Genomic DNA, 17,258 nt, shown 5'->3' with positions numbered 1-17,258 from the left:
AAGATCAGCCACTATCGGCGAAGACAGCCAGAGGTCACAAAGTGATGCTGGAGTACTAGAGGCTCTTCGGGTCGCGTACTCGAAGGCCGAAGGCCGACAGGCCCTGCTCGTGGTGCTCGATCAGCCCGAGACGCCGGTAGAAGGCGTGGTTGGCGGGGCCTTCGGGGGTGGATTCGTGGTCGGTAGTGAGGACGAAGTAGCGGCAGTGCGCGTACCGGTCCTTGAGGTGCTCCAGCAACCGGCGGCCGACGCCCTTGCCGTGGTACCGGGCGTTGACCAGCAGTTCCTGCACATAGCAGACGATCTCGTCGTCGGACACCGTCCGTGCCAGGCCGAGCAGGCGGCCCGACTCGTCCCTGGCGGTGACGACCAGGTGTGAGCCGGCCAGGCTCCGGCGCACCCGGGCGATGTCGCGCGTCCACGGGTGCCAGCCGACCGAGTCGTAGAGCTCACGCACCTCGGTCTCGTCGAACGACGTCTCCTGAGCGATGATCACCAATTACGGGTCTCCTTGATGTTCCCGGCATGAAGCGATGCGTCAAGCGTAGCCGGGGAGGTTTCTCCGCTCCGCCGATCGAAGTCGCGGTGGTCATGGGTGGGGCGCGGCCGGGTCCTCGCCCGTTCGCCCGGCGGCGGCATGGGCGGCGTGGGCGGCGTTGAGCCGTTCGAACGCGCCCGGGCCGTCGTGCGGTTTCGGTGGGGCGTCGAGGTGGCGGACGCGGAGCTCGTCCATGAGCTCCTCGACGAACGCCGGGCCCTCGTCGCGCATGACCTGCTGCCGGATCCGGAGCTCGGCGCTGCCGGATCTCCAGTCGAGGCCCCAGTTGCCGAGGGCGTAGATGATCGGCAGGGTCTGGATGCCGGCCTCGGTGAGGCTGAAGCGCGCGCGCTGTCCGCGGGCCGCGGTGCCGCGGGTGAGGATCCCCGCGTCGATGAGCCGCTTGAGGCGGTCGGCGAGGATGTTCGAGGCGATGCCTTCGATCGACCCGGTGAGCAGCGCGCGGAAGTGCCGGCGGTCGCCGAAGATGACGTCGCGCAGCACGAGCAGCGACCAGCGATCTCCGAGTATCTCGACGGCGGCGTTGACCGGACATCCGGACCGTGGTTCCACGACTCCTCCTTGACAGGCGTTTCGCCCCCAATATAGTGGTTGCGAAATGCAAGCACTATAGGGATGGGGAGATGATGGGCCGTTTCCTGTATTGGATGAACGTGTCCCTCGACCTGCGGATCGAGCAGGTCCCGGGGGACGACGGCGCGGGCGAGTGGCTCCGCATCGACGAGGAGCTGCACCGCGAGTTCAACGCGCGGGCGCGGGCGCTCGCGGTGATGGTCCAGGGCCGGGTCATGTACGAGACCATGGAGGAGTACTGGCCGCAGGCGCGTGAGGACGCGTCGCTGCCGGACGTCCTGCGTGAGTACGGCGAGATCTGGACCACGACGCCCAAGGTGCTCGTCTCCCGCACCCGCGACGGCGCCGGTCACGGCACCCGGGTCATCGGCGGGGACGACGCGATCGAGCAGCTCGCCGCCCTCCGTGACCGGACCGACGGCACCATCGGGGTGGGCGGCGCGACGCTCGCGACGCAGCTGCTCCGCGCCGGCCTGCTCGACGAGCTGCTGCTCTTCACCCATCCCTCGATCCTCGGCTTCGGCAGGCCGCTGTTCGACGACTACGACCGGCCCGTCGATCTCGACCTGCTGGAGCAGCGATCGTTCGCCCGCGGCGTCACGATGCACCACTACGCCGTCCGCGACACGAAGGAGATGAGCGCATGCTGACGCGGGTCGCGGAGGGCGTGTGGGTCCACCAGAGCGAGTTTGTGCGGAGCAACGCCGTCGTGGTGCGGGGCCGGGACGGTGTGCTGCTCATCGACCCCGGGGTGACCGGCGCCGAGATCGACTGCCTCGCGGACGACCTCCGTGAGCTGGGCCTGCCCGTCGTGGTGGGGTTCTCCACGCATCCGGACTGGGACCACCTGCTCTGGCACGAACGGCTCGGAGAGGCGCCCCGGTACGGCACGGCGCGCTGCGCGGCCACCGTACGGGACCAGCTGTCGGACGCGGGTGCGAAGGACCGTGTCGCCGATCACCTGGTCGAGACGGAGGTCGCCGGGCAGGTGCCGCTGGACCTGCTCGGCCGCGTCACCGGCCTGCCCGCCGAAACCACGCGGATCCCCTGGGACGGACCCGAGGTCCGGATCATCGAGCATCAGGCGCACGCCCCGGGCCATGCGGCGCTGCTGATCGAGGAGCGCGGGGTCCTCGTCGCCGGTGACATGCTCTCCGACGTCCTGGTCCCGATGTTCGATCCGGACGCCGCCGACCCGGTCGAGGACCACCTCGCCGCGCTGGACCTGATCGAGGACATGGCGGGCGGTGCCGACGTCGTCGTCCCCGGCCACGGGTCCGTCGGCGGATCCGGCCAGGTGAAGGCGCGGATCGACCTGGACCGGGCGTACGTGCTCGCGTTGCGGAACAGCGAGGTCCCGGACGACCCGCGGGTCGGCCCGTCGGCCGAGCCCGGCTGGGAGTGGGTGAGCGACGTGCACGAATATCAACTCCGGCGTCTCGCCCGCGGAGGCGAGCACGACGGGACGCCCCGCTAGCGCCGGGCTCGTGCGGCCGCGGCGCCGGGATCTCAGCACGGCGTCAGCCGCGGCGCCGGGTCTCCTCCAGGTAGCGCAGGACGGCCGTGACCCTCCGGTCCGCCCGGTCGGCGGGCGCCAGGTCGAGTTTGGCGAAGATGCTGCGGATGTGCTTGTGGACGGCGCTCTCACTGATGAAGAGCCGTTCGGAGATGGCGGTGTTGCCCAGTCCCTCGGCCATCACGGCGAGCACGTCGTGTTCCCGGGCGGTCAGCCGTTCCAGCCCGCTGTCGGTGCGGGTGCGGGTGAGCAGCTGCGCGACGACCTCGGGGTCGATGGCCGTGCCTCCGGCGGCCACCCGGTGCAGGGCGTCGAGGAACTGGTCGACGCGGCCGACCCTCTCCTTGAGCAGGTATCCGATCCGGGCGGTTCCGCCGGCGAGCAGTTCGGTGGCGAACGTCTCCTCGACGTAGGCGGACAGCACGAGCACCGCCAGGCCGGGCTGAAGGCGCCTGGCCTCGACGGCCGCGGTGATGCCCTCGTCGGTGTGGGTCGGGGGCATCCGGACGTCGACGATGGCCACGTCGGGCCGGTGGGCGGCGACGGCCGCCAGGAAGGCGTCCGGGTGGTCGGTCGTGGCCACCACGTCCAGGGACTCGGCGCGCAGCAGCAGCGCGACCCCCTCGCGCAGCAGCGGGTCGTCCTCGGCTATCACGATCCGCACGGCAACTCCACTTCGATCGCGGTCGGCCCACCGGGCGGGCTGGTCAGGGTGAGACGGCCGTCGTGCGCCTCGACCCGGCTGCGGATGCCGGTGAGACCGGAGCCGTGCCGTTCGTCCGCGCCGCCGACGCCGTCGTCCTCGATCCGCAGGGACAACCGGTCGCCCGCACGCCGTACGGTCACCGTGGCGTGCCGGGCCCGGCTGTGCCTGGAGATGTTGGTGAGCGCCTCGGCGGTCACGAAGTAGGCGGTGGCCTCGATGGAGGCGGGGCACCTGCCGAGCGCGTCGACGTCCACCCGGCAGGGCACACCGCAGTTCGCCGCGAGCCCGGCTAGCGCACCGGCGAGCCCCCGGTCGGCCAGCACGGGCGGCAGGATGCCGCGGACGACCGTACGGAGTTCGGACAGCGCCTGCTCGGCGGTCTCCTGGGCGCGTTCGAGCATGTCCTCCGCGTCCGGCCGGTTCCGGGCCAGCGCGCGGCGGGCCGCGCCGAGCAGCACGGTGATCGCGACCAGCCGGTTCTGCGCCCCGTCGTGCAGCGAGCGTTCGATCCGCCGCAGCTCGGCGGCGTGGGCGTCCAGCGCCGCCGCGCGGGTGGCCGACAGCTGAGCGATCCGCAGCGACAGGTCGACGTCGGCGGTGGGCGTCAGAAGCCGGCGCCCCGGCCACGCCTGCAGCCGGGCCATCCCCGGCCCCAGCAGCAGGAAGCAGACGGCCATCGCCACGCCGAGTGCCGCGACCGCCATGGCGTCGGCGTCGTCACGCACGTCCCAGAACACCGGGGTCGGGGTGCGGTCCTCCACGGGCAGCGCCCGCCACCACAGCGGATACGTGATGTTCTGCACGGCGTCCAGCACCATGGTCGCCCCGGCCAGGCCGAGGAACAGGCCCAGGGTGCCGTGCGCGAGGAGCCAGCGCAGCTCCCGCCGGACGACGGGATCGGCGAGCGCGGCGCGCGCGCCGTCCGGCGCGGGCCCCATGCCGATGATCTCCGGCCCCAGGCGGGACAGCCGGGCACGCTCCCGCTCGGCGACGACCCGTACGGCACGCGGCACGGTGGGCAGCAGGAGCAGGCCCACACCGATCACACAGGTGAGCCCGGCCACGACGAGCCATGCCAGGGCGGCGAGCGCGAGCACCGCCGTGCCGAGACCGCCGACGAGGTGCCGGAACGCGCCGGAGACGTCACGGGCGCGTGCGGCGGCGCCCCTCCGGCCGTCTCGCCGGGTGCCGGCCGGTTCCGGCTGACGTGCCGCCATCACGCACCCCCCTCCGGGCCAGGAAGTTTAGGACATCCGGTCTTGCAGCGCGGGCTCCGGCCCGGGTTCCCGAGCCGGACGGTAGCCGAGACGGCCGCGGGTCGCGATGAGCACCAGGACCGCCGCCGTGGTGGCCGCGAGCAGGGTGACGTGGCTCGCCTGCTCGGCGGTGTCGAGCGACGGGAACATCGCCCCGTAGACGATCGACATGAAGTTGTTGACGCTGACGTGCAGCAGCATGACCAGCGGCAGGCTCTGACCGGTCCGGTTGAAGACCCAGGTGACGACCACGCTGAACACGGAGGCGAAGGCGACGAACTCGGCGACCGTCATCCAGGTGACGTCCGGCCACCCGCCCCACTGGCTCAGGAACAGCGGCAGGTGCCAGCAGCCCCACAGCGGGCCGAGGACGGCGGTGGCGCCCAGCGGGCCGAACCTGCGCTGCATGCGGGGCAGGGCGAAGTCACGCCAGCCCGGCTCCTCGGCCAGGCCGGTGGTGACCATCTGGAGCAGCAGGGCGGGCACGTAGGCGACCAGCAGGGCGACGGGCGGCATGTGGGCGTCTCCGTCGGAGAGCGCGAAACCGGCGGCCATGATGGCGGCCGGGACGCCGAGGGCGGCCACGAGGTACCAGACCCAGCCGACCCGCCACTTGGTCATCCGCCCGACCCACCGGCGGACGCCTTCCCTGCCGTCCGCGACCCTGGTCACGATGTACGCGGCGAAGATGGGGCCGAGATAGGCGCCGGGGAGGACCCCGGCGAACTGCGTGGTGCCGAGCAGCGAGGGGAAGGTGAAGTCCCAGACCCCCAGGCCGTTGTCCGACAGGACGTAGGGGATCCAGGCCGCCCAGCTCATCAGGTTGGCCAGGGCGAAGAAGCTGACCAGCGGACGGTTGCGGATGAATCCCCGGAGCCCGGTCCGGTCCGTGCGGTGCCCGGCCTCCGGCCGGCTGTCGACTGTCATTTGCCTCTCCTCGGGAGCGCTGGACTGACAGTGATCAGCACATCAGCCGGGTGCCCTCCCGGTCGCTCCCGCGTGCACCCCAATGGAGGTACAGCCAGGGGTACCGAGGGAGACGACGGCCAGGCCGGAGCGGGGGCCGGGCATGACGACGGCCGCCGGGAGGAAACGCCTTCCCGGCGGCCGTCACGGTGGGCCCCCTGATCGCGGCGGCCGGGCCGTACCCGTCACGAACGGGTCGTACGGCGGGCGGCCGGGCCGTGGGGGAGGGGCGGGCGTTCAGCTTGCCTTGAAGAACTCCGCGACCGCGGGGGCGAGGACCTCGGGGGAGGCGTCGTGCGCCTGGCCCTCCAGGATGCGGTGCTCGCCGTTGGACAGCTTGTCCGCGACGGCGGCGCCGGCCTTGCCCATCCAGGGGGCGCTGTTCTCGCCGGTCAGGACGAGGGTGGGGGTGTCGACGCCGGACAGCCGCTCGGCGGGCAGCTCGTTGCCCGGGCCGACGACCGCGGCCTCGTAGACGAGGGTGTGCGCGACGGCCTCCATGCCCTCCCAGTAGGGGGACTGGCGCATCTGGTCCACCATCTCGGCGGGGACCTCGGCGGCCTCGGTCATGAAGCGCGCGACCACGTCGCCGCGGCGGCCCTCCGAGATGAGGGAGGCGAGCTGGGCCTCGAAGTCCTGGGGGACCGGCGCGCGGCTCTCGTCGACGATGTAGGGCGGCTCGTACACGGCGAGCTTGGTGATCGCGAGCCCGTGGGCCGCGGCCTCCAGGGCGAGCGCCCCGCCGGAGGAGCCGCCGAACACCATCGCCTCGCCGCCGGCGTGCTTGATGATCGCCTCGAGGTCCTCGATCTCCCGCTCGACCGCGTACGGCTGCGTGTCACCGCTGCCGCCGCGTCCCCGGCGGTCGTAGTTGTACACGGTGAAACCAGCGGGGGCGAGAGCGTCGGCCATACCCGTCCAGATCGGGTGGGAGCGGTCGCTGAACCCACCCTGCACCAGGATGACCGCGGGCCCTTCACCGGACCGGTCGAAAGCGATGGTGGTGCCGTCTGCTGACGTTACGTCCATGGTGAATCTCTCTGTGTAGTGGATATGGACAGTTGTTCGGTCGTGCCCCACCGGGTCTCGCGCGACGGCGACCTGCGCCGGCCCCACGGGAAAAGGCAGACCCGGTGGAACCAACCTGCACCACCCGTGACCCGGCTGGCATCTCCGAGGATGCTATTCCGGCGGACCGACAATTCCGCGGTCCGGCCGGAGAACGGCCGCTCCGGGCACTCCACCGCGTTTCCCGAACCCGAGGTCTTTCAACCACTGATCACATTTTTAAGGCATTTATCGCCTTATGTGAATTTGTGTATCGATCGCGTATTTTGGCGTGGTTCCATGGTGCGGACCCGCGCCCGCACGGCGTGGACGGCCCGGATCCTGACGCATCCGTACGGCGGGGCGCCCCGGATCCCGCCGCGCGTACGGCGGGCCGGAACCGGCCCCTCATGCCCGTACGGCGGGCCGGCGCCGTGCGCCCGCCCGCCGTACACCCGCCACGCGAACCCGCTGAGCATCCGAGCAGCCGAGCAGCCGATCAGCTGAGCCGCGGGCCCGCCGAGCCCGATCAGAAGAGCTCGAAGGCGGAGGGGGAGCGGTGCCAGCCGAAGGCCGGACCGGCGGCGGCCAGCGCGCCCGGGGTCAGCTCCCGGACCAGCCCGGTGCCCGCCAGCGTCCGGATCGACGCCCCGCCCATGTAGAGGGCGCCCAGCGCGCGGATGTCGCAGGCCAGGTCGGCGGGGTCGGAGGTGGGGACGCAGGTGGCCGATTCCGGAGAGCCGGTCAGCCGCCACCGGCCGGTGTTGACCGGCATGAACTCGTCGGTCACGTCGATCACGACGTCCACGGGCGCGGCGTACCGGCGCGACTCCAGGGCCTTGGCGACGTCCACGACGCGGATCCACAGCGCGTCGCACAGGTGCGCCGCGAGCTGCCGCGGCTCGCCGACCCAGTAGAACAGCGGCTCGTCGACCGAGCACGACCACGTCGTGACCGAGCGGGTGAGGTCCACCGTGAGCAGGAACCGCCACAGCGCGTCGTACGCCTCGGGGGTCGTGGAGACCTGCTCCACCAGCTCGACCTGCCCGATCGGGCCGTTGCCGGTCCAGTTGCTGCGCACCCGCCACAGGGCGTAGCCGTCGACGCCGCCGTCGCCCTCGTGCAGGACGACCCGCAGCGCCGAGGCGCCGGCCCGCATCGACATGGTGTCGGCCAGCCGGTAGTCCCAGTGGGCCTCGGTCCGCTCCGACCAGCCGGGCTGCTCGGCGTACACCTGGTCGTAGACCTTGACGAGGGCCTCACGCAGGTCGGCCGGAGTGCCCTCGACGATCCTGCCCTGACCCTTGCCGGGCGGCAGGGTGACCTCGCGGGAGTTCACGTTGAGCCCGATCCGGCGGATCGACAGGCCGTAGCCGAAGCGGTGGTAGATGCGCGCCTCGCTGGCCCAGCACAGGGTGATGGCCTCGCCGAGGGCGCGGGCGTCCTCGAAGTGCCGGCGCATCATCTTGGTCAGCAGGCCCTGGCGGCGGGCGCCGGCGGAGACGGCGCCGCGGCAGCCGTGGGCGGCGGGGATGACCGCTCCGGGGACGGCGATCTGCCGGGTGTTGCACCCCAGCGTGCCGACGACCCGGCCGCCGCTCCGCGCGACCAGCGAGCGGTCGGGCTCGAAGAGCTCGCGCTCGGTCTCGCGGCTCTGCGGGTCGCCGTCGATGTTGATGCCCGCGGAGAACGTCGCGTAGATGTCGTCCCAGTCCTCGTGGGTCGGGACCTCGATCGTGATGTCGTCGGCCACGGCTTCCCCAAGGTCGTTGCTCTTCATTTAGTAGCCTCCGGATTGCCACACTCGGGTTTTCGACCGGATTACGGTGAACGGCGTTCGCCCTCGTATCCTCACACCGCCTCATGGGCGGAACATCTCCTGAAATGCGGGACCACCGGCCCGTCGGCGCCCGCGGGGGAAGTCGGCAAAAGCAGAGAAGGGCGTTTCCCGGGGGACTGTAAGAATGAGCCGCATGAAGGCCCTGGTGCTGTCCGGCGGGTCTGGCACCCGCCTGCGTCCTTTCAGTTACTCCATGCCGAAGCAGCTCATCCCGATCGCGAACAAGCCGGTCCTCGAGCACGTGCTGGAGAACATCCGCGACCTCGGCGTCACCGAGGTCGGCGTCATCGTCGGAGGCTGGGCGGCCGAGATCGCCGGAGTGATCGGCGACGGGTCGAGGCTGGGGGTGCGCGTCACCTACATCCGGCAGGACCGGCCGCTGGGCCTGGCGCACTGCGTGGCGCTGGCCCGTCCGTTCCTCGGCGACGACGACTTCGTCATGTACCTCGGCGACAACATGCTGCCCGACGGCGTGGAGGCCATCGCCGAGGAGTTCCGGGCCGGCCGGCCCGCGGCGCAGGTCGCGGTGCACCGGGTCGCCGACCCGCGGGCCTTCGGGGTCGTGGAGCTGGACCGGGACGGCGCGGTCCGGCGGCTGGTGGAGAAACCCTCGCAGCCCCGCAGCGACCTGGCCATGATCGGCGTCTACTTCTTCACCGCCCGGATCCACGACGCGGTCGCCGCGATCCGGCCCGGGGCGCGCGGCGAGCTGGAGATCACCGACGCGATCCAGTGGCTGGTCGACCAGGGCTCGGCGGTCAGGGCCAGCGAGTACCGGGGCTACTGGAAGGACACCGGCCGGGCCGAGGACGTGCTGGAGTGCAACCGGCGGCTGCTCGCCGAGCTGGGCGACAGGGTCGTGCTGGGTCCCGGGGCGCGGGTGGTGCGGTCGGTGATCGAGGGACCGGCCATCATCGGGGCGAACACCCTGATCGAGGACTGCCACCTCGGGCCCGACGTCTCCATCGGCCAGGACTGCGTGCTGCGCCGTACGCGGCTGGCCGACTCGATCGTGCTGGACGGCGCGACGATCTCCGAGGTCCCGGGCCTGTACGGGTCGATGATCGGGCGGTCGGCCGTCGTCATGCCGGCCGACCGGGAGAAGGTCCAGCACCGGCTGCTGGTCGGCGACCACACGCGGGTCGAACTGGTCGCTTGACGGCCCGGTACAGCGGGCGGCGGCCGTACGGCGGGCGGCGGGAAGGCGGTCCGGCGGCCGGTCTCCCGGACGCCGGGAAGACGCCGATACCGGGAAGACGTGAAGGGCCGGGCACGGAGAAGGGGGACCTCCACGGGGAGGTCCCCCTTCTCTCTCATCCGGCGTCCGGTCCGCCCGCCGTCCGCGCTCAGGCGGCGACGGTGGCCGTGCGGTGGTCAGACGGCGTTCGCCGGGGCGTTGTGATAAGCGGTGAGCAGCCACCGGCCGTCCTGCTTGGCCAGGACCCACGTGGCGTGGACCGCGCGCTCCGGCGCGGGCTGGGTCTCGTCGCCCACCAGGGCGCCGCCCCGCGTCACGAGGATGGCGCCGTCGGCGCCGGTGAACCGCACCGAGATCGGCTCGCCGGCCACCCGGGTGCCCCGGAGGGGGCCGGCGTAGGCCCCGGCCATGTAGCCGCGGATCCCGTCGCGGCCGGAGACGAAGACCCCGGGCAGGACCATGGTGGCGTCCTCGGTGAAGACCTCGGCGAAGGCGTCGGCGTCGTTGGCGGCCCACGCGGCGATGATGCGCTTGGGCACCTCGCTGACGGCCGTGATGTCGTCGGTGATGGTCGGTGATGCGCTCATGCTGGCGTTCCCTCACTCGATGGCTGGGACAGGGCAGGCCCGGCGGGCCGGCGGAGGGAAGGGGATCGCCCCGCGACCTCGCGGGCCCGCACATTCGCATCGTGGTCGCCCGGCGCCGGAAGGCGCACCTTTCGGCGTGCGGTGTCCGCTTTCCGGGTGCCCACTTCTCGGGTGTCCCGCGGCTTTCCGGGTGTCCCGCGGCGACCGGGAAAGCGGTGGTGACCAGGAGGGACACGGGCGGACCGTAAACGCCCGGAAGGGGCTCCGGCGGCACCCGGGCGGGGTGCTGGCAGGAAGTTGACGGTGACCGGCACCTTGCTGAGGGCCCCGTGCCTGGAACGCCGGGTGCGGCGCCGGAAGACTGACGATGCGGCCGACGACGTCCGCTTCCGGATGTCTCCGCGCCGCTCCCGACGTCTCCGCGGCGGTCTTCGGACATCCCCGAGGCGATGTCGGCCGTTCTGCGCCGGAGCGCACCCCATGGAGGATTGATGATCTCGACGGAGATCCGCCGTGCCGCGGTTCTCGGCTGCGGCCTGATCGGAGCATCGGTGGCGCTCGCGCTGCGCCGTACGGGGGTCCACGTCACCCTGTCCGACCGCGACCCGTATGCGGTGCGCAAGGCCGAGCGGATGGGCGCGGGAACGGCGTCGGCCCACGGTGACCGCCCCGCCGACGTGGTGATCATCGCCACCCCGCCGTCCACGGTCCCCGGCGTGCTGCGCGAGGCCCAGGACCGCGGGCTGGGCCGGGTCTACACCGACGTCGCGAGCACGAAGGCCGGGATCCTCGCCGAGGCCGAGGCCGCCGGCTGCGACGTCTCCGTCTACGTGCCGGGGCATCCGATGGCGGGCGGGGAGTCGTCGGGGCCGGGGGCGGCGCGCGCCGACCTGTTCGCCGGCCGCCGGTGGGCGCTGTGCCCGCATCCGGCGACGCGGCCGGAGGCGGTGCGCCTGGTGACGGAGCTGGTGGCGCTGTGCGGGGCCGAGCACCGGCTGATCCGCCCGGACGCCCACGACCGGATCACCGCCGCGGTCTCCCACGTGCCGCACCTGATGGCGGCGGCGCTGGCGGCGAGGTTCGCGGGGGCCGACGAGACCACGCTCGCGCTGGCGGGCCAGGGTCTGCGGGACGTCACCCGGATCGCGGGCGGTTCCCCCGACCTGTGGTGCGACATCCTGCGGCAGAACGCCGGACCGATCGCCGAGGTGCTCGACGCGGTGGTCCGGGACCTGGCCGAGGTCGCGTCCGCGCTCCGGGAGGCGTCCTCCGGCGTGGCCATGACGTCCGGCTCACCGGGGCTGTCCGATGCGGCCATGATGTCCGGTGTGTCCGGGACATCCGGCGTGATCATGGCATCCGGTACGCCCGGGATATCCGGTGCGCTCGCCGACCTGCTCGTCCGGGGCAACCGCGGCCGGGCCCTCCTCGCGGGCGCGCGTCCGGCCGGGGCGGCGGGCAGGCAGCCCGCGGCGCCGAAGGCGGCGGCCTGACCCGTTTCCCTGTCCCCCCGCGATTTCCGCACCTCCCGAAGGGGGCCCGCTCCCGTGATCCCACCCGATGAACCGCCCCTCGCTCCACGGGCGGCGACAACCGCACTCATGAAGGTGCCGCGGCCGTACGCGGATGCGACATTCGTGAGGAGATCACCGGCGGGCGCCTCCCGGTCCGTGTTCACCGGACGACAGGACGAGCGTGCCGGCCTTGTACGCGTCGCGAGCCGGAGGCCGGGGAGCGGACTTCCGGGGCTCGTCGACGACGACTAGGAGGAAATGGTGCTGACGACCGATGTCCCGGCGCGGGAAGAACTCGTTCGCCGCGCGTCCGAACTGCTGCCGGTGCTGCGGAAGAACGCGGCCTGGTCGGAGGAGAACCGTCGGCTTCACGACGAGTCGATCGAGGCCCTGGCCGAGGCCGGCGTCTTCAAGCTGAGGGTGCCCGCCCGCTACGGCGGCTACGAGGCCGACACCCGCACCCTCGTCGAGGTCGCCGCCGAACTGGCCAAGGCCGACGGCTCCACCGCGTGGACGGCCTCCGTCTACTGGATCCCCACCTGGATGACCTGCATGTTCCCCGACGCGGTCCAGGACGAGGTGTTCTCCACGCCCGACGTCCGGGTGTGCGGGACGCTGAGCCCGAGCGCCATGGCCGCCCCCGTGGAGGGCGGCGTGGTCGTCAACGGCCGCTGGGGCTTCGTCAGCGGCGCCCTGCACAGCCACTGGCAGGAGATCGTCGCCATCCAGGCCGGTCCGGGCGTCGAGCCGATGCCGATCATGGCGCTGGTCCCGATGTCGGACCTGGAGATCGTGGACGACTGGCACACCGCGGGCCTGAAGGGCACCGGCAGCGTCAGCACCGTCGCCAAGGACGTCTTCATCCCCGCCGAGCGCGTCCTGCCCCTGCCCGCGGTGCTCGCCGGGCAGTACGCCTCGGAGCTGAACGCCGCCTCCCCGATCTACCGCGTCCCGCTGCTGCCGGTCGCCTCGGCCTCCTCGGTCGGCACCGCGGTCGGCCTGGCGAAGGCCGCCCAGGAGGCGTTCTTCCAGCGGCTCCCCGACCGGAAGATCACCTACACCGGGTACTCCAGCCAGCGTGAGGCGCCCCTGACGCACCTGCAGGTCGCCGAGGCGGCCATGAAGGTCGACGAGGCCGAGTTCCACGCGGGCCGGCTGGCCGGCCTGGTGGACGGCAAGGGCGTCAGCGGCGAGCAGTGGACGCTGGAGGAGCGGGTCAGGGCCCGCGCGGACATGGGGGCGGTGTGCCGCCTCGCCAAGGAGGCCGTGGACATCTACGCCACGGCCAGCGGCGGTTCGTCGATCTACAGCCACATGCCGATCCAGCGGATCGCCCGCGACATCAGCGCCATGAACCTGCACGCCCTGATGCACCCGAACACCAACGCCGAGCTGTACGGCCGCATCCTCTGCGGCCTGGAGCCCGACACCTTCTACATCTGAGAGACGTCCGGCCCCCCGGTTCGTCCGCGGCGCCCCGGCCCCAGGGCCGGGGCGCCGCGCCGCGTCCGGGGGCCCTCGCCGGGAAATCGGGGGGTCTCGCCAGGGAATCGGGAGGTCTTCGCCGGGAAGACCATGAGCCGGAGGATCCCGGATTCCGGGAAACGCGGCCGGCATCCCGTCCGGGAAACCGCAGAACCCCGGAAACGGGAGAAGTGGCTCCCCGTACCGGGCGGAGAACCGGTGAGCCCGGGAACGACGAAGGCCGTTCCTTTCCGAAGGGCTCTCGGAAAGGAACGGCCTTCGCCCGCGCTCGGGGCCGCTAGGCCACGGGGACCTCGGCCTGGCCGGCGACCTTCCGGACCAGCGCCTCCAAATTGGGGTCCTCCTCGAAGATGTCGCCCACGTCGACGGAGACGCCGAGCTCCTCCTCGATCCGGGACACCAGGCGGACCGCCGAGATCGACTCCCCCTCGAGGTCGAAGAACGTGGCGTCCTCCATCCCGTCCGGCACGTCGAGCACGTGCTTCCAGATTTCCGCGACCCTGCCCTCGATGACCGAGAGGCTGAGCTCGCCGGGACGATTGCCATTCATCCGGGTTCCTCCCATCGCCAGACAAACGTCAATGGCGGCGTGTGAGCAGATCCGCGATCCGCGTAGGTCCGTAGGTCGATTCCTGTTTCCTCATCATCACGGCGCGGCGATCCGGGCGCATCTCCGAGAATGCGAGCGAGACGGCCCGGACGGCGTCACGAGAAAGCGGAAAAGCGAAAAAAGCGGAAAACGGAAAAACGGAGAAGGCGCCCGGCGGCGTCACGTGAGGGTCCGCGCGGCGCCTCCCGGGCGTTTCACGCCCAGTCGCTCGCGGATGCTCCGCCCGACCGGCACGTCGAGCCGCTCGGCCAGTTCCAGGGCCCTGGCCCGCGCCTCGTCGGCCTCGACGCCGGCGCCGGAGGCGCGCAACGCCTCGCTCAGCAGGGCGAGCACCTCGGCCTCCTGGAGGGGGATCTGCATCCCGCGGAACAGTGAGGCGGATCTGCGCAGGTGGACGGCGGCCCGCTCCGGGTCGCCGGCCACCATGGCCAGCTCACCGAGCCCGGAAAGCACCTGCGCCTCGGCGAGCCGGTGGCGGGAGCTGCCGGCCGGTTCCAGCGCCTGGTTCAGCATGGCGTCCGCCTCCGCGATGCGCCCCTGACGCAGCCGGGCGATGCCCAGGCCGTGCAGGCTGAACGCCTCGCCCGTGGAGTCGCCGATCTCCCGCACCACCGTCAGCGCCTCCTCGAACGCGCCCGCCGCCAGGCCGAACTCGGACGTCCGGAGGTGGGTCAGGCCCATGCGGTGCAGCACCTGGGCGGTCACCCTGCGGTCGCCCCCGGACTTGCTGAGCGTCAGGGCCTCGGCGAGCATCGTCTTCGCGCCCTCGGGGTCGCCGCAGTCGAGGCGGATCTGGGCGAGGCTGTGCATCGTCTGCGCGGCGGCGGCGTCGTCGCCGACGGAGCGGAAGATCTGCAGCGCCTTCTCGTAGTCCTCCGCGGCGGCATCGAGGCGGCCGTTCATACGTTCCATGGTCGCGATGCTGCGGACGGCCAGGGCGGTCCGCCGCTCGTCGCCGACGGCCTGGAAGAGCTCGACCGCCGCCTCGAACTCGCGCCGCGCGTCGCCGAAGCGCTGCTCGTTGAACGACAGCGAGCCGGCGGTGTACAGGATCTCCGCCTGGCCGCGCTTGTCGCCGGTGCCGCGGGCGGCCTCCAGGGCGATCTCGTGGGTCTCGCGCCAGTCGTCGAGGTAGACCCGCGACTCGAAGAACGTGGCGGCGGTCGTCGCGATGCGCCAGCACAGCTCCCCGAAACCGGCCTGCGCCGCCTGGCGGATGCCGTACACCAGGAGCGGGCGCTCGCGCTCGAACCACGCGATCGGTTCGGCGACGAGCTGCCGGACCAGCTCGTCGGGCAGGACCTGGGGGATCTCCGTCTCGTCGGAGATCAGCGGGCAGGTCCCGAACTCGCGGCACCGGGCCGCGTCGACGAGGAGGAGCAGTCCGCTCAGCAGCCGGCCGAGGGCGGCGCTGCGTTCGGCGGCCGTCTCCTCGGCGGCGAGGCGTTCCCGGGCGAACACCCGGACGAGGTCGTGGAAGCGGTACTGGGTGTGCACGCCCCGCCCGGTGCCGACGACCTCGACGAGCTGGGCCTCGGCCAGGTCGTCCAGCAGGTCCTGCGCGTCGAGGAGCGGCCGCTTCAGCAGGGCCGCGCCGGCCCACCCCGAGAAGACGTGGGAGTCGAGGATCGCCAGCCGCCGGAACAGCCGGCGCGCCTCCTCGCTGATGCCCTCGTAGGTCAGGGAGAGGCTGGCGCGGATCCCCATCTCGCCGTGCATCAGCTCGTCGAGCCTGCGGGTCTCGTCACGCAGCCGGCCCACCAGCTGCCCGACGCTCCAGTGCGGGCGCGCGGCGAGGCGGGCGCCGGCGATGCGCAGCGCCAGCGGCAGGTGCCCGCACAGCTCGGCGAGCGCCGCGGCGGAGTCGGCCTCGGACCGTACGCGGTCGGTCCCGGCCACGTGGGAGAGCAGGTCCACCGAATGGGCCGAGTCGAAGAGATCCACGTCGACGTGGGTGACGCCGGCCAGTCCGGCGAGCCGGCTCCGGCTGGTGATGATGACGGCCGACGCGGGGTTGCCCGGCAGCAGCGGCAGGACCTGGCTCTCGCTGCCCACGTCGTCCAGCACGATCAGCATCCTGCGGTCGGCCAGCATCGTCCGGTACGTCTCGGCCCGCTCCTCCAGCCCGTCGGGCAGGGCGGTGCCGGGTATGCCGAGGGCGCGCAGAAACCTTTCGAGCACCTGCAACGGGCTGACCGGGCGGGACACGCCGCTGTGCAGGTTGGCGAAGAGCTGGCCGTCGGGGAAGTGCTCCATGACGCTGTGCGCGGCGTGGACCGCGACGCTGGTCTTGCCGATCCCGGCCCGGCCGGTGATCGCGACGATGGGTACGGCGAAGCGCGCCGCGCCGTCCGAGGCGACGGTCAGCCGCCTGCGGATGGCCTCCACCTGTTCGGCGCGGCCGACGAAGTCGGCGATCCCGGCCGGGAGCATGCCCGGCACCGCCGGGGCGGGGGCCTGCGGCTCGGCCGTGGCCCGCACGGGGGCCTGGGGGGCGTCGAGGCTCTCGTCGGAGGTGAGGATCGCGTGTTCGAGCTGCTGCAGCCGTTCGTTGGGCTCGATGCCCAGCTCGTCGATCATGGTGCGCCGGGCGTCGCGGTAGACCTGGAGCGCCTCGGCCTGCCGGCCCGAGCGGTACAGCGCCGTCATGAGCTGGCCGAGGAGCCGCTCGCGCAGCGGGTACTCCTCCACGAGCCGGGTGAGCTCGCCCACCAGCTCGTGGTGGCGGCCGAGGTCGAGCTCCAGCTGGAGGCAGTCCTCGTTGGAGGTGATCCGCTGCTCGGCGAGGCGGGTCGCGACCGACTGCACCAGCCGGCTGTCGATGCCCTCCAGAGCCGGTCCCCGCCACAGCGCGAGCGCCTCGCGGTAGTTCCTGACGGCCTCCTCGGGCTCGCCGTCGTCACGGGCGCGGCGGGCCCGCAGGACGAGGTTCTCGAAGCGGCACGCGTCTATCTGCTCGTCGTCGGCCCGCAGCGCGTACCCCTGCGACCTCGTCACGATCACCTCTTCGCCGCCTTGGCCGGCGAAGAGCCGCCTCAGCGCCGAGATGCAGATCTGCACCTGGGCCCGTGACGTGGCGGGCGGGTCGTCCCCGTAGATGGCCTCCATGAGCCGGCCCGTGGCCACCGTACGGTTGGCGTCCAGGAGGAGGACCGCCAGAACGGTCTGCTGCCGGACTCCACCGAGGTCCACACGTCGCCCCCCGGCGGTGACTTCGAGCGCTCCCAGAACGCGAAACTCCACGCGCATCTCCTTGAAGAAACTTCCGTCCCCCGGCGTGGTGGAACCTCCACGCTTTACCGCCTTGCGGAGTACGGGAAGTGGCGGACCTCCCGAAGCCGGCTTTCCTGGTCACAGGAAGTTTACGTAAAGCATGGTCCGGGAACGCCAGGGGTTCTGCG

Annotated in this window: 15 protein-coding genes; 5 read left to right on the top strand and 10 right to left on the bottom strand. The window is 72.2% G+C overall.

Annotated features, from left to right (window positions below; genetic code table 11):
• Positions 1-55 precede the first annotated feature (55 nt).
• Both AB0D67_RS27685 and AB0D67_RS27680 read right to left on the bottom strand, forming a co-directional pair.
• The gene (locus AB0D67_RS27685; RefSeq protein WP_362941980.1) at positions 56-496 is read right to left on the bottom strand and encodes a GNAT family N-acetyltransferase; all 441 of its coding nucleotides are present in this window, start codon (positions 494-496) and stop codon (positions 56-58) included.
• A gap of 93 nt (positions 497-589) precedes the next feature.
• Complete coding sequence (locus tag AB0D67_RS27680) at positions 590-1,111, bottom strand: helix-turn-helix domain-containing protein (RefSeq protein WP_362941977.1); 522 nt, start codon at positions 1,109-1,111, stop codon at positions 590-592.
• A gap of 95 nt (positions 1,112-1,206) precedes the next feature.
• Between AB0D67_RS27680 and AB0D67_RS27675 the strand changes: the two genes are divergently transcribed.
• Both AB0D67_RS27675 and AB0D67_RS27670 read left to right on the top strand, forming a co-directional pair.
• The gene (locus AB0D67_RS27675; protein ID WP_362941974.1) at positions 1,207-1,782 is read left to right on the top strand and encodes a dihydrofolate reductase family protein; all 576 of its coding nucleotides are present in this window, start codon (positions 1,207-1,209) and stop codon (positions 1,780-1,782) included.
• Positions 1,776-2,609: an MBL fold metallo-hydrolase gene (locus AB0D67_RS27670; protein ID WP_362941971.1), complete on the top strand. Its 834-nt coding sequence runs from the start codon at positions 1,776-1,778 to the stop codon at positions 2,607-2,609. Before AB0D67_RS27675 ends, AB0D67_RS27670 begins: the two co-directional genes overlap by 7 nt.
• Before the next feature lie 43 nt (positions 2,610-2,652).
• On the opposite strand, the gene AB0D67_RS27665 is transcribed toward AB0D67_RS27670, so the two are convergent.
• From AB0D67_RS27665 to AB0D67_RS27645, 5 genes are all read right to left on the bottom strand, one after another.
• Positions 2,653-3,312 carry a response regulator transcription factor gene (locus AB0D67_RS27665; protein WP_362941968.1) on the bottom strand — a complete coding sequence of 220 codons (660 nt, stop codon included), beginning with the start codon at positions 3,310-3,312 and terminating at the stop codon, positions 2,653-2,655.
• Entirely contained in the window at positions 3,300-4,571 is a 1,272-nt protein-coding gene (locus AB0D67_RS27660; protein ID WP_362941965.1) for a sensor domain-containing protein, read from the bottom strand. The genes AB0D67_RS27665 and AB0D67_RS27660 overlap by 13 nt, the downstream gene beginning before the upstream one ends.
• A gap of 27 nt (positions 4,572-4,598) precedes the next feature.
• Positions 4,599-5,537, bottom strand: a complete 939-nt coding sequence (locus tag AB0D67_RS27655) for a type II CAAX endopeptidase family protein (protein ID WP_362941962.1) — start codon at positions 5,535-5,537, stop codon at positions 4,599-4,601.
• 276 nt (positions 5,538-5,813) lie between these two features.
• Complete coding sequence (locus AB0D67_RS27650) at positions 5,814-6,605, bottom strand: alpha/beta hydrolase (RefSeq protein WP_362941959.1); 792 nt, start codon at positions 6,603-6,605, stop codon at positions 5,814-5,816.
• 547 nt (positions 6,606-7,152) lie between these two features.
• On the bottom strand, positions 7,153-8,403 hold the full coding sequence (locus AB0D67_RS27645) for a GNAT family N-acetyltransferase (RefSeq protein ID WP_362941956.1): 1,251 nt from the start codon (positions 8,401-8,403) through the stop codon (positions 7,153-7,155).
• 184 nt (positions 8,404-8,587) lie between these two features.
• On the opposite strand from AB0D67_RS27645, the gene AB0D67_RS27640 reads away from it, so the two are divergent.
• Positions 8,588-9,622 (top strand): glucose-1-phosphate thymidylyltransferase, encoded by a 1,035-nt coding sequence (locus AB0D67_RS27640; RefSeq protein WP_362941953.1) that lies wholly within the window; start codon positions 8,588-8,590, stop codon positions 9,620-9,622.
• 215 nt (positions 9,623-9,837) lie between these two features.
• Here AB0D67_RS27640 and AB0D67_RS27635 read toward each other — a convergent pair whose 3' ends face one another.
• Positions 9,838-10,248 (bottom strand): SgcJ/EcaC family oxidoreductase, encoded by a 411-nt coding sequence (locus tag AB0D67_RS27635; protein WP_362941950.1) that lies wholly within the window; start codon positions 10,246-10,248, stop codon positions 9,838-9,840.
• 491 nt (positions 10,249-10,739) lie between these two features.
• On the opposite strand from AB0D67_RS27635, the gene AB0D67_RS27630 reads away from it, so the two are divergent.
• Both AB0D67_RS27630 and AB0D67_RS27625 read left to right on the top strand, forming a co-directional pair.
• Complete coding sequence (locus AB0D67_RS27630) at positions 10,740-11,741, top strand: prephenate dehydrogenase (protein ID WP_362941947.1); 1,002 nt, start codon at positions 10,740-10,742, stop codon at positions 11,739-11,741.
• A 282-nt stretch (positions 11,742-12,023) separates the two neighbouring features.
• Positions 12,024-13,205 carry an acyl-CoA dehydrogenase family protein gene (locus tag AB0D67_RS27625; protein WP_362941944.1) on the top strand — a complete coding sequence of 394 codons (1,182 nt, stop codon included), beginning with the start codon at positions 12,024-12,026 and terminating at the stop codon, positions 13,203-13,205.
• 319 nt (positions 13,206-13,524) lie between these two features.
• Here AB0D67_RS27625 and AB0D67_RS27620 read toward each other — a convergent pair whose 3' ends face one another.
• Positions 13,525-13,797 (bottom strand): acyl carrier protein, encoded by a 273-nt coding sequence (locus AB0D67_RS27620; RefSeq protein ID WP_362941940.1) that lies wholly within the window; start codon positions 13,795-13,797, stop codon positions 13,525-13,527.
• Positions 13,798-14,016: 219 nt separating this feature from the next.
• Positions 14,017-17,100, bottom strand: a complete 3,084-nt coding sequence (locus AB0D67_RS27615; protein WP_362941937.1) for a BTAD domain-containing putative transcriptional regulator — start codon at positions 17,098-17,100, stop codon at positions 14,017-14,019.
• Positions 17,101-17,258: the final 158 nt, after the last annotated feature.

Source organism: Streptosporangium sp. NPDC048047, assembly GCF_040653115.1.
Classification (GTDB): domain Bacteria; phylum Actinomycetota; class Actinomycetes; order Streptosporangiales; family Streptosporangiaceae; genus Streptosporangium.
The sequence above is the reverse complement of the archived record's forward strand: the minus strand, read 5'-3'. Positions and strand labels throughout refer to the sequence as shown.